The sequence below is a fragment of the Xanthomonas euroxanthea genome (assembly GCF_900476395.1).
Taxonomy (GTDB): domain Bacteria; phylum Pseudomonadota; class Gammaproteobacteria; order Xanthomonadales; family Xanthomonadaceae; genus Xanthomonas; species Xanthomonas euroxanthea.
Genome location: NZ_UIHB01000005.1, coordinates 388,761 through 404,535 on the forward strand (window position 1 = coordinate 388,761; position 15,775 = coordinate 404,535).

Annotated in this window: 11 protein-coding genes; 2 read left to right on the plus strand and 9 right to left on the minus strand. The window is 67.5% G+C overall.

Translation table 11 applies throughout. The features are described from left to right. Nucleotides 1–235 precede the first annotated feature (235 nt). The 5 genes from CPBF1521_RS15820 to rraA all read right to left on the minus strand — a co-directional run bounded on the left by CPBF1521_RS15820 (nt 236) and on the right by rraA (nt 6,962). A complete protein-coding gene (locus CPBF1521_RS15820; RefSeq protein WP_115677585.1) occupies nt 236–2,068 on the minus strand; it encodes an ABC transporter ATP-binding protein in 1,833 nt (610 codons plus the stop codon). A 268-nt stretch (nt 2,069–2,336) separates the two neighbouring features. Next, nucleotides 2,337–2,933, minus strand: a complete 597-nt coding sequence (locus tag CPBF1521_RS15825; RefSeq protein ID WP_104581894.1) for a plasmid pRiA4b ORF-3 family protein — start codon at nt 2,931–2,933, stop codon at nt 2,337–2,339. 334 nt (nt 2,934–3,267) lie between these two features. Beyond that, nucleotides 3,268–4,533 (minus strand): cation:proton antiporter, encoded by a 1,266-nt coding sequence (locus CPBF1521_RS15830; RefSeq protein ID WP_104582201.1) that lies wholly within the window; start codon nt 4,531–4,533, stop codon nt 3,268–3,270. Between the two features lie 309 nt (nt 4,534–4,842). Further along, a complete protein-coding gene (locus tag CPBF1521_RS15835) occupies nt 4,843–6,456 on the minus strand; it encodes a serine hydrolase (protein WP_115677586.1) in 1,614 nt (537 codons plus the stop codon). 5 nt (nt 6,457–6,461) lie between these two features. Beyond that, nucleotides 6,462–6,962, minus strand: a complete 501-nt coding sequence (rraA, locus tag CPBF1521_RS15840; RefSeq protein WP_115677587.1) for a ribonuclease E activity regulator RraA — start codon at nt 6,960–6,962, stop codon at nt 6,462–6,464. 294 nt (nt 6,963–7,256) lie between these two features. Between rraA and CPBF1521_RS15845 the strand changes: the two genes are divergently transcribed. After that, the gene (locus tag CPBF1521_RS15845; protein WP_115677588.1) at nt 7,257–8,090 is read left to right on the plus strand and encodes a DUF72 domain-containing protein; all 834 of its coding nucleotides are present in this window, start codon (nt 7,257–7,259) and stop codon (nt 8,088–8,090) included. A 38-nt stretch (nt 8,091–8,128) separates the two neighbouring features. After that, nucleotides 8,129–9,076 carry a DMT family transporter gene (locus CPBF1521_RS15850; protein WP_104581890.1) on the plus strand — a complete coding sequence of 316 codons (948 nt, stop codon included), beginning with the start codon at nt 8,129–8,131 and terminating at the stop codon, nt 9,074–9,076. A gap of 105 nt (nt 9,077–9,181) precedes the next feature. Here CPBF1521_RS15850 and CPBF1521_RS15855 read toward each other — a convergent pair whose 3' ends face one another. The 4 genes from CPBF1521_RS15855 to CPBF1521_RS15870 form a co-directional block, all read right to left on the minus strand. Further along, nucleotides 9,182–10,252 (minus strand): GGDEF domain-containing protein, encoded by a 1,071-nt coding sequence (locus CPBF1521_RS15855; protein ID WP_115677589.1) that lies wholly within the window; start codon nt 10,250–10,252, stop codon nt 9,182–9,184. Between the two features lie 128 nt (nt 10,253–10,380). After that, on the minus strand, nt 10,381–11,103 hold the full coding sequence (locus tag CPBF1521_RS15860) for a pseudouridine synthase (protein WP_016903964.1): 723 nt from the start codon (nt 11,101–11,103) through the stop codon (nt 10,381–10,383). A gap of 48 nt (nt 11,104–11,151) precedes the next feature. Continuing rightward, nucleotides 11,152–13,557 carry a putative bifunctional diguanylate cyclase/phosphodiesterase gene (locus CPBF1521_RS15865; RefSeq protein ID WP_181901258.1) on the minus strand — a complete coding sequence of 802 codons (2,406 nt, stop codon included), beginning with the start codon at nt 13,555–13,557 and terminating at the stop codon, nt 11,152–11,154. A gap of 272 nt (nt 13,558–13,829) precedes the next feature. Continuing rightward, the gene (locus CPBF1521_RS15870; protein ID WP_115677590.1) at nt 13,830–15,755 is read right to left on the minus strand and encodes a DEAD/DEAH box helicase; all 1,926 of its coding nucleotides are present in this window, start codon (nt 15,753–15,755) and stop codon (nt 13,830–13,832) included. Nucleotides 15,756–15,775: the final 20 nt, after the last annotated feature.

Below are 15,775 nucleotides of genomic sequence, written 5' to 3' on the forward strand. Positions count from 1 at the left end.
GCAGGGGCGGATGAGGGCGCGCGCGAAGCCTCGTGCAGCCCACCTGGCGAGTGGCTTCGCCCGTACCCTCACCCCACCCCCCGCTCCGAGCCCCGGCCCGCGCTTGCAGCGCGGGCGCTCCAGGCCACGCGCGCCAGTGGCGCGCAGGCCGTGCCTTGGCGCCCCGCAGGAGAGGGGTTTGCCAGTGCCGCTGCTGCCGTGGCTGCACATTTCCGCCACCCACTCGACAACCACATCACCCATCGGCCGCAACGAACCCGCCGGTTTGCCGCGCCCACAGGCGTGCATACAGGCCGCCCTGCGCGATCAGTTGCGCATGCGTGCCGGTCTCGACGATGCGTCCGGCATCCATCACCACCAGCCGGTCCATGCGCGCGATGGTGGAGAGGCGGTGCGCAATCGCGATGACGGTCTTGTTGCCCATCAACGCGTCCAGGCTGTCCTGGATCGCCGCTTCCACTTCCGAGTCCAGCGCCGAGGTGGCCTCGTCCAGGATCAGGATCGGCGCATCCTTCAGCAGCACGCGCGCAATGGCGATGCGCTGCCGCTGACCGCCCGACAGCTTGACCCCGCGTTCGCCCACATAGGCATCGAATCCGCGCCGGCCTTCGCCATCGACCAGCGTGTCGATGAAGCCTTCCGCGCGCGCCTTGCGCACCGCTTCCAGCATCTGCGCGTCGCTGGCCTGCGGCCTGCCATACAGCAGGTTGTCGCGGATCGAACGATGCAATAGCGAGGTGTCCTGGGTCACCAGGCCGATCTGCCCGCGCAGGCTTTCCTGGGTGACCTGGGCGATGTCCTGCCCATCGATGAGGATGCGTCCCTGCTCCAGGTCGTACAGACGCAGCAACACGTTGACCAGGGTCGACTTGCCCGCGCCCGATGGGCCGACCAGGCCGATCTTCTCGCCGGCACGCACCTGCAGATCCAGCCCGGCGATCACCCCGCCGCGCTTGCCGTAATGGAAATGGATGTGCTCGAACTGCACCTGGCCCTGGGTCACCTGCAGCGGCACTGCGTCGGGCGCGTCCTGCACCAGCACCGGCTGCGAGATGGTCTGCATGCCGTCCTGCACGCTGCCGATGTCTTCGAAGATGCCGTTGACCGTCCACATGATCCAGCCGGACATGTTGTGGATGCGGATCACCAGGCCGGTCGCCAGCGTGATCGCGCCCACGCTGATCTGGCCGCGGCTCCACAGCCACAACGCCAGCCCGCACGTACCGACGATCAGAAAGCCGTTGGCCACCGCAATGGCGGTATCCATGGTGGTGGTCACGCGGGTCTGCCCGCGATGTTTCACCGCCAGCTCGTCGATCGCATCGCGCACATAGGCCTGTTCGCGGCCGGCGTGAGCAAACAGCTTCAACGTGGAGATATTGGTGTAGCCGTCGACGATGCGCCCGGTGGCCTTGGAGCGCGCATCCGATGCGATCCACGCGCGCGCCTTCATGCGCGGCACGAAGAACGCCATCAACGCGACGTACACCACCAGCCAGATCAGCAGCGGCAGCATCAGCCACGGGTCGGCCTGCGCAAACAACCACAGCGCGCTGCCGGTGTAGACCACGATGTACCAGAGCGCATCGACCATCTGCACCGCCGATTCGCGCAGCGAGGTCCCGGTCTGCATCACCCGGTTGGCGATCCGGCCGGCGAAATCGTTGTTGAAGAAGCCCAGGCTCTGCCGCACCACGTAGTTGTGCATCAGCCAGCGCGAGCGGTTGCTCAGCCCCGGCACGATCGCCTGGTTGACCAACAGGTTGTGCAGGCCGGTGAACAATGGCCGCGCCACCAGCGTGATCGCCGCCATCCAGGTCAACTCGCCGGCATGCCGGCGGAAGAAGTCCGCTCCCGGTCGCTCGGCCAGCATGTCGACGATGCGCCCGAGGAAGTCGAACATCGCCACTTCCACCAGGGCCAGCAGCAATCCGGCGATCAGCGTGGCCAGCAGGATCGGCCACAACGGCCGCAGGTAATGCAGGTAGAACCGCCACACGCTACGTGGCGGCATGTCCCGCTCGATGGGCGGGAAGACATCGATCAGGGATTCGAACCAGCGAAACATCGCAGACACTTTCGGGAAAAACCGGGGCATCAGGCTAGCTGATCGCGCGTCAAGCTGCAGTGGCGCCAGTGCCGGCGCCTGCTTCCACAGACGCAAGCCAGGCGTGCGCTGCATGCGCCGGACAACCGGCTCCCTTGCATCGCTTGCGGCTGCCTGCGCCAGGCATGGCCCGGTGACCACCACAGGTCATGGGGTGTCAGCCAGTGGCTGCACCGTGCCGACCAGCGCGCGTCGGGATCACGCTGGCCAACGTCCTGCGCAGCGACGCTCACTCACGAACACGCGCAAGCAGGCGGTTGACCTCGGCCGGATCGAAATGGCCCGGCTCCAGGCGCCCGCCCAGAGTGGCCAGTTCCTGCACATGCTGGGCATGATCCGGGTCGGCGATGATCTGCAGCAATGCCTGGTAGTGGTCGATCCCTTCGCTGTTTTCCGGCGGGCAGGCGTTGGCGCCGTCCACGCAACGGGCCACACGCAAGCCCGCATCCGGCGGCAGGATCGCCTCGACCTGGACGCGGTGCTGCCAGCCGGCGCCGGCCCCATAGAAATAGTCGAAGCGCTCCAGCTCGCCCACCGCGCTTTCGACGGTGACGCGCGCGGCGTGCTTGAGCCGCGAGCGGTCCGGCACGTCCAGCCCGGACTCGCCATAGCGGCCGCCGCCCAGGTCGAATTCGTACGGATGCGCGCCGTGCCAGCCCATCACCGGTTGCAGCACGCGATGCAGCGTGGCCAGGCGCAGCGCCCCCGCCACCAGCACGCGGCGCCAGATCAACGGCGCGCTCTCCACCAGCGAAACATGCAGCTGATACACCGGCGCAGGTGCGGGCACCGCCTGCTGTGCAGCTTTCTTCTTGGCCTTGCTCATCGTGTTTTGGCTACCTGTTTGCGCTGCAAGTATGCAGCGCCACGCCACTGGCTGCATCGCTGCGCCGCCGGTGCCGCAAGGTGCACCCTGCCGCTATCGGTCCTGCAGGCGCGCGCACGCACCTGCAACGGACCGGCCACATACGCCGGGATGGTGACTCCGCCGCCGCACGGTGCCCGGATGCTGCACGGATGCCCGCAAGCCGCGCGACGCCAGCGCGCGGGGCGCCGTGTATCGCAGCAGGCATCGGGGCGCCTGGATGCGACCACCATCGAAGCGCAGGCGTCAGGCGACAGCAGCGCGTGCCCGCATCGGTGGAATCGATGGCAGCGCCTCAGCGCTGCTGCAGGCTCGGCACCGCATCGGTCACGTTGCGATGGCGCCGCATGATCCAGTTGAACAGCGGCGTGGCCATCAGGGTCGAGAGGATCGCCATCAGCACCAGCACCGAGAACAGGCCCTGTTCGATCACCCCGGCCTGCAGGCCGATATTGATGATGATCAGCTCCATCAGGCCACGTGCATTCATCAGCGAGCCGATCGCCATCGCATCGCGGTTGTTCTCGCCGGTGGCACGCGCCGCGGCCCAGCAGGCCACGCCCTTGCCGATGAACGATGCGGCCAGGATCGCCACACCTGCCAGCATGATCTGCGGCTGCAGCAGCACGCTGAGCTGGGTCTTGAGGCCGGAATAGGTGAAGAACAGCGGCAGCAGCAATACCACCACGAACGGCTGCAGCATCTCGCGCAGTTTTTCGGTCAACGCTCCCCTGGGCAGGCAGACGCCCAGCAGGAAGCCGCCAAACACGGCGTGGATGCCGATCGCATCCATTGCCCACGCGCTGAGGCAGAACAGCATCAACACCACCGCGAGCACACCGTTGCCGAGCGGCTGGTTCGGCACCACGTAGGCGTCCAGGCGGCGCAGCAGATGCCGGCCGACAAAGATCATGAACAATGCATAGGCCACCCCGCCGCCGATGGCCAGATAGGCACTACCCCAACTGCCGCCGAAGCTGGCCAGGACCACGGCAAGAATGCACCACGCCGCCGCATCGTCGAACGCACCTGCAGTCAGTGCCAGCGTGCCCAACGGGCTATTGGTCAGACCGCGCTCGTGGATGATGCGCGCCAGCATCGGGAACGCGGTGATCGCGATGGCCGCCCCCAGGAACAGCGAGGCCTCCATCAACTTGGCCTTTTCCGAAAACAGGCCGCCGACGTTGATCAACCACGGGCACAGGGCAAAGGCCAACGCGAACGGTACCGCGATGCCGGCCATCGACACGCTCATCGCACTGCGATAGCGCGCGCGGAAATGGTCCCCGCGGAAGTCGGTACCGACCAGGAACATGTACAGGCCCACGCCGAACTGCGCGAACACGTACAGCACATCCATGGTCTGCCTGGGAAACAGGGCTGCCTGCGTCGCAGGTGCCAGCACGCCGAACAGCGACGGCCCCAGCATCACCCCGGCGATCATCTCGCCCACCACCTGCGGCTGGCCGATCCGCCTGGCCAGCAGCCCCACCAGACGACAGACCAGCAGGATCGCGGCGGCCTGCAGGAAGAAGTACACCGACATCTGCGGAGTGGTCATGCGTTCGGCGACATCCCTGAGAAGTGCGCGGATCATAACGAGCCGTGTCGGTGGGCGATAGCCATCGTGCAGCTGGCGCGCAGGCCTTGGCGGAGCGAGGCTGGAGTCATCGTCACGGTTGGCCCGGACGACGTGGCCCATGCGCCGAGCCCGGTTGCGCAAGGCCCATGCGCGGTGTGCGCGGCTGCGGCGCCGATGGCGCCCCACCGCCAGGCCATCGGTGCGCACGGCGCCGACGCTGCAGCACAGGCAGCCGGCCACCGCACGCTCGGGGCAGTGGCGATGGCCGCCGCAAGGATCAGCGAAGCATCACTTCTGCGTCGACTGCGCTGCCGCCACCGGCGTCAACACCAGATCCTGGAAATCGAAGCTGAAATCGGTCAGCGGCGACACCGCCTCCATCCGCATCTCGCGCACCGCGCCATCCGGGGTCAGCGCGAAATTGACGAAGGCATCGGCATTCAATGAGCGGTCGTCCCAGCGCACGATGAAGCTGTCGTGCTGCCAATGCTCCAGCGTGCCGATCAATTGCGCGGTCCTGGAAAACTGCAGACGCAGGCGCTTGCCGTCCTGACGGATCACCACATCGCCGTACCACGGGTCGCGATAGGTCGCCGCATAGCTGCGCAACGGCAGCGACGGCGTGGAGCGCGCTGCACGTGCGTCCAGATGCTTCTTCCAGCTGGTGTCCGCATCGCCATCGGCCTTGGCCACGGCCTTGGCATAGGCGGCGGTCCAATCGGTGGCCGGCACCTGCAGGAACGCATCCAGCACCTGCAGGGTCACTGCATTGAAGGCCGCGCCGACTTCCTGGTTGGTCAACACCACCACGCCCAGTTGCTGGTCGGGCACCAGCGTCAGCCGCGACACCATGCCCGGCCAGCCGCCGGTGTGCCAGACCAGCCGATGGCCGCGGTAATCGCTCAGGCTCCAGCCTTCGCCGTAGCCGGAAAAATTGGGCCGTGCTGCCGCCAGCTCCGGCACGGCCGGTTCGGCAATCGCGATCGGCGTGATCATCGACCACATGTCCTGCTGCCGTTTGGCACTGAACAGCGGCGTGCCATCGGGCAGAATGCCGCCGGCCAGTTGCACCTTCATCCACAGCGCCATGTCGTGCGCGCTGGCATAGATGCCGCCGGCACCGGAATTGTTGGACCAGGTCAGCGGCGCGACGGTGCGCAGCTGGGTGAAGTCGTATTTGGCATGGCCCACCGCCGCGTTGTCGCCCGGCTGCAGATGGTCGGCATTGAAGCGCGTGCCGCGCATGCCGACCGGGGCGAAGATGCGTTGCTGCAGGAACGCCGCATAGCTCTGCCCGGAGACCTGCTCGATCACCTTCTGCGCCACCGCGTACAAGATGTTGTCGTAGGCGTAGCGATCGCGGAAACCGCCCTTCAACGGCACCTTGGACAGGCGCTGCACCACCTCGTCGGTGCTGTAGCTGGTGGTCGGCCAGAACAGCAGGTCGCCCGCGCCCAGGCTCAAGCCGCTGCGGTGCGCGAGCAGATCGCGCAGGCGCATCTCGCCGCTGACGTACGGGTCGGACATGCGGAACCACGGCAGGTGATCGACGACCTTGTCATCGAGCGAGAGCTTGCCCTCGTCGGCCAGGATCGACAGCGACGCGGCAGTGAAGGCCTTGGTGTTGGAGGCGATCGCGAACAGCGTATCGGCCTGCACCGGCGCAGGCTTGCCGATCTCGCGCACGCCGTAGCCGCGCTCCAGCACCACCTGCCCATCCTTGACGATGGCCACCGCAATGCCGGGCACATCGAACTGCTCGCGCACGCGCTCCATCTGCGCGTCGAACTGCTGCATGCCGGCGGGAAGCTCGGCCGCCTGCGTCGTCGCCACCACGCTTGCCAGCATCAGCACGCCTCCACTCAGCCATCGGTTCACGGTTACTGTCCCAGGTCCTCGCATGTCGCTCAGATCGATCCGCCCGCACTGTCCAGCGACAGTGGCAGCGGTGCCACCAACACGCCGTTGCCATCGGCATACAGCCAATGGCCGGGCACGAAGGCCACACCGGCAAAATTCACCGGCACATCCACATCGCCCAGATCGCGCCGCTCGGTGCGGCGCGGGCAGGCGCCCAGCGCCAGCACGCCCAGCGGCAGCGTGGCCAGGATCTCCACATCGCGCACGCAGCCGTGGATCAACACGCCGGCCCAGCCATTGGCGACCGCCTGTGCGGCGATCTGGTCGCCGAGCAGGGCATGTTTCAACGAGCCCTGCCCGTCCACCACCAGCACCCGTCCGTCGCCGGGCGTGGCGGCCAGTTCGCGCACGCGCGAGTTGTCCTCGAAACAGCGCACGGTGACGATCGGCCCGGAGAATGCCCCACGTGCGCCGTAGGAGCGGAACACCGGTTCGGCGATGCTCACCTCGGGAAAGCGGTCACACAGATCGGGCGTGGTCCAGGTCATCGCTGCGGTCCGTAAGTGGCGAGCTGCGATGGTAGCGGCATGGCCGCGTCCGCGTAAGCTGCCGAGGAGGCCGCCGATCGCCGCGCCGCTTGGCCGGCTGCGCCTGGATCGCTATCCATCCCTTGCCTGCAGATGGTCCCGGCCAACGGCCGCGCCTGCCTGGGCGTGCGCGCGGACGCTGCGGCAACTGCGGGGCGTCACGGCGAAGCCGGCGGGGCTATCATCGGGGCGGCCTGCAACAGGTGCGTGCACCGGACATGCCAGGCACGCGCTCACGCCAACGTGGAATCCCTCATGACCGATCTGTTCGCCGCCACCCCGCCCGCGCTCGATGGCATCCACGTCGGTATCGGCGGCTGGGTGTATGCGCCGTGGCGGGCGGGGATGTTCTATCCGGAAGGGCTGGTACAACGCCGCGAGCTGGAATACGCAAGCCGCCACCTCACCGCCATCGAGATCAACGGCACCTACTACGGGGCACAGAAGCCGGCGACCTACGCGAAGTGGCGCGAGCAGGTGCCGCCCGGGTTCGTGTTCTCGGCCAAGGCACCGCGCCGCATCACCCAGTCGCGCAAACTGGCCGGCACCCAGGCGCAGGTGGACGACTTCATCGGCGGCATTGTCGAGCTCGGCGACACGCTGGGGCCGCTGGTGTGGCAGTTCGAACAGGGGCACCGGCTGCAGGCCGACGACCTGGACGCGTTCCTGTCGTTGCTGCCCAAGCGCGCCGGCAAGCGCGTGCTGCGCCATGTGCTGGAAATCCGCGACCACGACGCGGTGGATGCCTCGCTGCTGGCACTGGTGCGCCGGCATGGGGTGGCCACGGTGTTCACCGACTCGGACGCGCACCCGTCCTTTGCCGATCTGTCCACCGACTTCGTCTATGCGCGCCTGATGCGCAGCCAGGCGCGCCTGCATGCCGGTTACCCTGCGCCGGCACTGGCGCGCTGGGCCGAGCGCATCCAGGCCTGGCGGCGCGGCGACGATCCGGCGGACCTGCCGCATGTCGACGCGGCCACGCACGTCAAGGTCACCCCACGCGAGGTGTTCGTGTTTTTCATCAGTGCCGCCAAGGAGCGCAATCCGGCTGCGGCAATGGCATTGCTGCAGGCGTTGGGGTCGCGCTAGGCAGCGGCGTTGCGGCGCGTCTTGCGCGACAATGGCGCATGGCCATGACCGACCTGCGCAAGGCGCAACTGCAAATCCATTTCTGCGTCCTGCTCTGGGGCATCACCGCGATCCTGGGCAAGCTGATCACGCTGCCGGCGTTGCCGTTGGTGTGGTGGCGCATGTTGATCGTGGTGGTGGCACTGGCCCTGTTGCCGCGGGTATGGCGCGGGCTGCGCGGCCTGTCCGCGCGCGTGGTGCTGGGCTACTGCGGCATCGGCGCGTTGGTGGCCCTGCACTGGCTGACCTTCTACGGCGCGATCAAGCTGGCCAATGCCTCGGTGGCGGCGACCTGCATCGCGCTGGCGCCGGTGTTCACTGCAGTGATCGAGCCATGGGTGACGCAGCGCCCCTTCCGCCCGCGCGAATTGCTGTTCGGCCTGGCGGTGCTGCCCGGGGTGGCCCTGGTGGTCGGCGGGGTGCCCGATGGCATGCGTGCCGGCGTGGTGGTCGGCGCGATTTCTGCGGTGTTCGTGGGCCTGTTCGGCTCGCTCAACAAGCGCATGGTCGCGCATGCCGACCCGCTCACCGTCACCGCACTGGAACTCGGTGCCGGCACGCTGACCTTGACCGTGCTGGCACCGGCCATGCCGTTGGTGCTGCCGTCGCTGCATGGCGATCTGCTGATCGTTCCCGGCCTGCACGACGGCATCCTGCTGCTGGTGCTGTCGCTGGCCTGCACCCTGCTGCCGTTTGCGCTGGCGCTGGTGGCGCTGCGCCATCTCAGCGCCTACTCGGTGCAGCTGGTGACCAATCTCGAACCGGTCTACGCCATCGTGCTGGCGATCGCCCTGCTCGGCGAGCAACGCGAGTTGACCGTGCAGTTCTATCTCGGCGTGGCGATCATTCTCGGCGCGGTGTTCCTGCATCCAGTGCTGGAACGCCGACGCACGATCGTGCATCCGGAACTGCTCGGCACCGCCGAGGCGAAGAACATCGTCGACTGACGGCACCGCACAAGCAACAACCGTCGTCGTAGGAGCGGCCCAGGCCGCGACCGGCCTTGTCGATAACGCAGCAACGCCCGCACATCACCACGATCACAACCACCCCTACCCCAACGCCACCACCTGGTCGCGCCCGCCCCGCTTGGCCGCATACAGGGCCTGGTCGGCGCGCTTGATCACCGCGTCCGCGCTTTCCTGCGGATGCAGCGTGGCCACGCCGATACTCACCGTTACCGGCAGCGCGATCGTCATCACTGCCACGCTCTGGCGCAGGTACTCGCACTGCACGCGTGCCTGCAGCAGATCCACATCGGGCAGCAGCAGCACGAATTCCTCGCCGCCGTAACGCGCGATGGTGCCGGCACCGGCCACATGCGCGCGCAGCAACGCCGACAGCTCGCGCAGCACCACATCGCCCTGATCGTGCCCGTGCACGTCGTTGACGGTCTTGAAGTGGTCCACGTCCAGCAACGCCACCGATAACGGCTGGCCCGCCGCACGCGTCTGTTCCATGGCCACGCCCAGGGCCGCCGCAAACGCACGTCGATTGGGCAGGCCGGTCAGCGGATCGGTGCGGGTCTGCTCGACCAGATCGGCGTTCAACGCATCCATTTGCGCGTAGTAACTTGCCAGCTGCTGTTCGTACCATTGGCGCTCATGCAGTTGCTGGCGCAGGCGCTTGCCGGCCAGGCGCAGTTCCAGCAGATGTGCGGCCTGCCGCGACAATGCCTGCAGCGCCTGCCGCTGCTCTTCGCGCAGATGCGCCGGGGTCTGGTCGAACACGCACAGCGAGCCCAGCGCCATGCCGCCGCTGGTCACCAACGGCGCGCCGGCATAGAAGCGCACCGCAGAGCTGCCGGTCACCATCGGATTGTCGTGGAAGCGCGGGTCGAGCAAGGTGTCGTCGACCATCATCACTTCGTCCGGGCGCAGGATCGCATGCGCGCAGAACGAGATATCGCGCGACGCTTCGCTACGCGGCGCGCCATGTGCGGACTTGAACCATTGCCGCTGCTCGTCCACCAGCACCACCGCCGCCATCTGCGTCTGGCACAACGTGGACGCGATCATGGTGAGGTCGTCGAAGGCACGCTCGGGCGGCGAATCCAGCACCTCGTACTGACGCAGCGCGGCCAGTCGTTCGGCTTCGTTGTCCGGCAATGTCGGTTTGATCACGCTGCCTGCTCCCCCAGCTGGCTGTCAGCGGCGCAAGTATGACCGAGCCGGTCATGCGCGGCCATTGGGCTGCACATGCGCAGCCGGCGCACCGTGCCGCTATGTGCGGCCCATCGCGCCGGGCCCCATCACCAATCGGTGCGTTGCGGCAGCAATCCGCGCAATTCCGCATCACTGAGGTTGCGCCACTGCCCGGGCTTGAGCGCGGCCAGCTTGATGTTGTCGATGCGCACACGGCGCAGCTGGGTCACGCGGTAGCCGAATTCGGCGGACATCAGGCGGATCTGCCGGTTCAAGCCCTGCTCCAGCACGATGCGGAAGCCGAACTTGGCGATGCGCGCGGTGCGGCACGGCAACGTGGTCTCGTTGTGGATGCGCACGCCGCGCGCCATGCCACGCAGGAATTCGTCGGTGACCGGCTTGTTGACCGCCACCAGATATTCCTTCTGGTGGCGATTTTCCGCGCGCAGGATCTCGTTGACGATGTTGCCGTTGCTGGTCATCAGGATCAGCCCCTCGGACTCCTTGTCGAGCCGGCCGACCGGAAAGATGCGCTGCTCGTGGCCGACGAATTCGACGATGTTGCCCTTGACCGAACTTTCGGTGGTGCAGGTGATGCCCACCGGCTTGTTGAGTGCGATGTAGACATGCTTGCGCCCACCGGGCTTGCTGGCGGCGCGCGTGCGCAGTGGCTGGCCGTCCACCAGCACGGTGTCGTCCTCGCCCACCACCGCACCGGTGCCGGCGGCCACGCCATTGACGGTGACCCGGCGTTCGCCGATCAGGCGATCGGCCTCGCGGCGGGAGCAGAAGCCGGTTTCGGCGATGTATTTGTTGAGTCGGGTCGTCATCGGCCGATTATCGGCGATTTGCAGCGCCCCGCGTGCACCCATGTGCGATCAGGACAACGCCAGCAGCGGCTGCCCGGCGTGCAGCAACTCGTCGAGCGGGCATGGACGATGCAGGCTGAAACCCTGCACCTGGCCCACTCCGGCCTCGTGCAGGCCGGGAATGTCCGCCTCCGACTCCACGCCCTCGGCGACCACTTCGATGCCCAGCGCCAGGCCCACCTGCGCGATCGAATGCACCGCCGCACGGTCCACCGCGTCGTGTGCGTAGTTGCGTACGAAGCCGCAATCGATCTTGAGGACATCCACGGTGAACTGCTTGAGATAGCCGAACGAGGCCAGGCCGCTGCCGAAATCGTCCAGCGCCACATGGCAGCCGCGCGCGCGCACGCTCTGCACGAAGCGCCGCGCGTGCTCCAGATCGCCAATGACGGCGGTCTCGGTGATCTCCATGCACAGCTTGGGCACCAGGCTCGGATAGCGCTCGAACAGGGCGCACACGAAATCGAGAAAATCCGCTTGCGCGATCGACTGCGCAGACAGGTTGACGTGGCACAGATCCAGATTAGCCAAGTGCAGCGGATTGGCCGCCAGCTGCGCGCACAGCGTTTCCAGCACATGCACGTCGACCATGCGCCCCAGGCCGTAGCGTTCCACCGCAGGCAGGAATTCGCCCGGACTCAGCACCCGCCCGTCACCCGCGCGCATGCGCACCAGCACTTCGTACTGCAGGCGTCCCGGATCGCGCAACACCTGGATCTTCTGCGCATACAGCAGCAGGCGGTCCTCGGCGATGGCCTGCTGCACCGCGCTGATCCAGCCGCCGTCGTGGCGGCGCCGCGCCAGCGCCAAATCGTTTTCGCCAAAACAGCGAATCCGGTTGCGCCCCTCTTCCTTGGCTGCGTAACAGGCCAGGTCGGCGGCGGTCATCAAGGCATTGACGTCGCTGGCGCCCTGGCGGATTTCCACCACGCCGAAGCTGCAACCGGGCGTCAGCGGCCGCCCGCCCTGGTGGCTCCATGGCTGACCCAGCACCGCGTGCATGCGCTCGAGCACGGTTTGCGCCTGCGCCAGGTCGGTATTGGCCAGCAGGATCGCGAACTCGTCGCCACCCAGCCGCCCCAGCCAGTCGCCGGGGCGCAGCTGCATGGTGATCACATCGGCGAAGTGGCACAGGAACTTGTCGCCCACCGCATGCCCGAAGGTGTCGTTGACCAGCTTGAAGTGATCCAGGTCGACGAAGCACAGCGCATGGCGGAGCTGCGGCGATTGCGGCGGCTCGATCAGGCGCAGCAGCCGGCGTTCGATCTCGCGGCGGTTGATCAGGCCGGTCAGGGCATCGTGGCGCGCATGGAAGGCGACTTCGTCGGCAAGCTCGTGCGCGTGCGAGACATCCTCGATCACCGCCAGCACCAGGGTCGGCTCTTCCGGGCCGGGTTCCACCAGCGAGGCACTCCAGCGCCCCCACATCACCCCGCCATCGGCGCGCAGGAAGCGTCGCTCGCCGGACTGCAGCAGGGTCGGCCAGTCGACCATGCCGCGGCTGTCCAGCGCGATGTCGTCCGGATGCATCACCTCTGCCAGCGTGCAGGCCTGCAGCTCTTCGGGCCGGTAGCGCAGGATGTCGGCCATCGAGGCATTGGCATCGAGCACGCGGCCACGCAGGTCGAACTTGACCATGCCCAGCGCCGCCTGTTGGAACGCGGTGCGAAAGCGGCCTTCGTGCGAGAGCAGGTAATCGCCGATGCGGCGCATCGCCAGCACGCAGGTGGTCAGCACCAGCAGCAAGGTCGCCAAGCTGCAGATCACCATCATGTCGTGCAGCAGCCGCGCGCAGCGGATCAGCAGCGCCTGGAACTGCGCCGTATCGCTGCGCATGCGGCCATCGAGCAGATGCAGCTCATCGCGCAGGGCCTGCAGCGCGCGCGGATCCGGGCGGCTGGCGGCCTGCACCGAGGCGGCCCGGTCGGCCAGCGCGCTCAGCTGCAACAGGTCGGCATCGGTGTGTTTCCACATCGCGATGGCGTCGCGCAGATACGGAAAGACATGGCCGTAGCGATACAGCCGCACCATTTGCGGCATGTCCTCAGGGGCATTGCGGCCGGCCGCCAGCCCGGCATGGACCGCGCTCCAGTCGATCACCGGTTGCTCGACCGCCTCGCGGGCCGCGCGGTCGCCGAGCGGCACTTCCAGCGCGCGGCAGGCGGCCTGCAGGTCGGCCGGATCGCCGCTCCCCAGGTAGCGCTCCAGCCAGTACACCGACTCCTGCTGGGCATTGGACCAGTGGCTCTGGCCGACGATCCAGGACGTCGCTCCGGACTGGATCTCGATCATCAGCGCAGAGAGCACCGCCATGCTGATGGCCATGCCGATCAACAAGGCCAAGGGAAGCGTCAGCCAGCCGCGCATCAGATGCATGGTCTGCCTACCGCCGGTACCGCCCGCCATCTGCGCCATTGTCACCCTCGAACCCTGCCGCCGCCCCATGCGATTCAGGCGCCCAGTGGGCGCCTGAAGGCAGTAGCGGCCGCAATGGCGCAGTCTGTATGGCAGCGCCTGCTTGACCACGGTCGACGCAGGCACTTCGCCTGGCCGGCAGGACGCTGCCGGCAATCCCCGAGACGTCAGCGCGTGACGCCTGCAGTCCGATATGCATCAACCAACATAACGACCACGGCGCCCCGCAGCGACGGCAGGACCGCCGAACGCTGCCGGGTCCTCAGCGGCGCTTACTCGCCGCGGGGCTTGGGCGGGCCCTTGCGATGCGGCGCGCCGGCACGGTCCATCGGACGGTTCGGGCCATTCGGGCGGCCGGACGGCTTGCCGCCGCGCGGGAAGCGCGGCCTGGACGGCGCTGCAGCCGCCTCGCCGTCTTCCAGCTTGCGCATGTTGAGCTGCTGGCCGGACACCCACACTTTCTTCAGGTGCGTCAGCAGCTCGCGCGGCATGTCGGCCGGCAGGTCCAGGATCGAATAGTCGTCCTGGATGTCGATACGGCCGATGTAACGGCTTTCCAGGCCGGCTTCGTTGGCGATCGCGCCGACGATATTGGCCGGCTTCACGCCGTGGGTGTGGCCCACTTCGATGCGGTAGCTCTCCATGCCGAATTCCGGCTCGCCACGCGGGGCAACCGGGTCGCGACGCGGGCGCTCGGCACCGGCGCCATCATCGGCGAAGGCCGGACGTTCCGCACGCGGCGGGCGTGCCGCGCGCTCACCATCGGCACGCGGGCCACGCTCGAACTTCGGCTCGAAGCGCGGACGCTCGCCGCGATCACCGCGATCGTTGCGCTCGCGCGGAGCGAATTCCTCGCGTGCGCCACGCACCGGCGGGGTCAGCAGAAACGGCGCATCGCCCTGCAGCAGCTTGGCCATCGCCGCGGCGATATCGATCGCCGGCACGTTGTTCTCGCTCTCGTAGCGCTGCAGCAGATCGCGATACATCTCGATCTGGCCGCCGGCCAGGGTCTCGGTGATGCGGGTCATGAACCTTGCCACGCGGGTGTCGTTGACCGCATCCACGCTCGGCAGCTGCATCTCTTCGATCGGCTGGCGGGTGGCGCGCTCGATCGAACGCAGCATGCCCTTCTCGCGCGGGGTGACGAACAGGATCGCGTCGCCATTGCGGCCGGCACGGCCGGTACGGCCGATGCGGTGCACGTAGCTTTCGGTGTCGTACGGGATGTCGTAGTTCAGCACATGGCTGACGCGCTCCACGTCCAGGCCGCGCGCGGCCACGTCGGTGGCGACCAGGATGTCGAGCTTGCCGTCCTTGAGCTGGGCAATGGTCTTCTCGCGGGCGGCCTGCTGCATGTCGCCATTGATGGCCGCCGCGGCCATGCCGCGTGCCTGCAGCTTCTGCGCCAGCTCTTCGGTGGCGGCCTTGGTGCGCGCGAAGATGATCATGCCGTCGAACGGCTCGACCTCCAGGATGCGGGTCAGCGCGTCCAGCTTGTGCAGGCCGCTCACCCACCAGTAGCGCTGGCGGATATTGGCCGAGGTGGTGGTCTTGGCCGCGATGGTGACTTCGGCCGGGTCCTTCAGATAGGTCTGCGCGATGCGGCGGATCGCCGGCGGCATGGTCGCCGAGAACAGCGCCACCTGGCGTTTCTCCGGCAACTTCTTCAGCACCGCTTCGACGTCGTCGATGAAGCCCATGCGCAGCATTTCGTCGGCTTCGTCCAGCACCAGCGTCTTGAGCTGGGACAGGTCCAGCGTGCCGCGATCCAGGTGATCAATCACCCGGCCGGGAGTGCCGACCACCACATGCACGCCGCGCTTGAGCGCGCTCAGCTGCTGCGCGTAGGGCTGGCCGCCGTAGACCGGCAGCACGCGGAAGCCGGGAATGGCTTCGGCATATTTCTGGAACGCCTCGGCGACCTGGATGGCCAGCTCGCGGGTCGGGGCCAGCACCAGCGCCTGCGGCTTGAGCTGGTTGAGGTCGGCGTTGGACAGCACCGGCAGCGCGAACGCGGCGGTCTTGCCGGTGCCGGTCTGCGCCTGGCCGAGCACGTCGCGGCCGGCCAGCAGCGCGGGAATGGTGGCGGCCTGGATCGGCGACGGCGACTCGTAGCCGACGGCGGCAACCGCCTTCATCACAGCGTCTGAGAGGCCGAGGTCTGCAAACAGCAGCGGCGCGGGAGATTCTTGGGTCATTGGGTAACTCCGGAGGCGCC

What these genes read in the sequence shown, in the direction of transcription:
- CPBF1521_RS15820 (WP_115677585.1), bottom strand. Translation starts at nt 2,068, where the DNA reads ATGTTTCGCTGGTTCGAATCCCTGATCGATGTCTTCCCGCCCATCGAG.
- CPBF1521_RS15825 (WP_104581894.1), bottom strand. Translation starts at nt 2,933, where the DNA reads ATGAGCAAGGCCAAGAAGAAAGCTGCACAGCAGGCGGTGCCCGCACCT.
- CPBF1521_RS15830 (WP_104582201.1), bottom strand. Translation starts at nt 4,533, where the DNA reads ATGACCACTCCGCAGATGTCGGTGTACTTCTTCCTGCAGGCCGCCGCG.
- CPBF1521_RS15835 (WP_115677586.1), bottom strand. Translation starts at nt 6,456, where the DNA reads ATGCGAGGACCTGGGACAGTAACCGTGAACCGATGGCTGAGTGGAGGC.
- rraA (WP_115677587.1), bottom strand. Translation starts at nt 6,962, where the DNA reads ATGACCTGGACCACGCCCGATCTGTGTGACCGCTTTCCCGAGGTGAGC.
- CPBF1521_RS15845 (WP_115677588.1), top strand. Translation starts at nt 7,257, where the DNA reads ATGACCGATCTGTTCGCCGCCACCCCGCCCGCGCTCGATGGCATCCAC.
- CPBF1521_RS15850 (WP_104581890.1), top strand. Translation starts at nt 8,129, where the DNA reads ATGGCCATGACCGACCTGCGCAAGGCGCAACTGCAAATCCATTTCTGC.
- CPBF1521_RS15860 (WP_016903964.1), bottom strand. Translation starts at nt 11,103, where the DNA reads ATGACGACCCGACTCAACAAATACATCGCCGAAACCGGCTTCTGCTCC.
- CPBF1521_RS15865 (WP_181901258.1), bottom strand. Translation starts at nt 13,557, where the DNA reads ATGGCGCAGATGGCGGGCGGTACCGGCGGTAGGCAGACCATGCATCTG.
- CPBF1521_RS15870 (WP_115677590.1), bottom strand. Translation starts at nt 15,755, where the DNA reads ATGACCCAAGAATCTCCCGCGCCGCTGCTGTTTGCAGACCTCGGCCTC.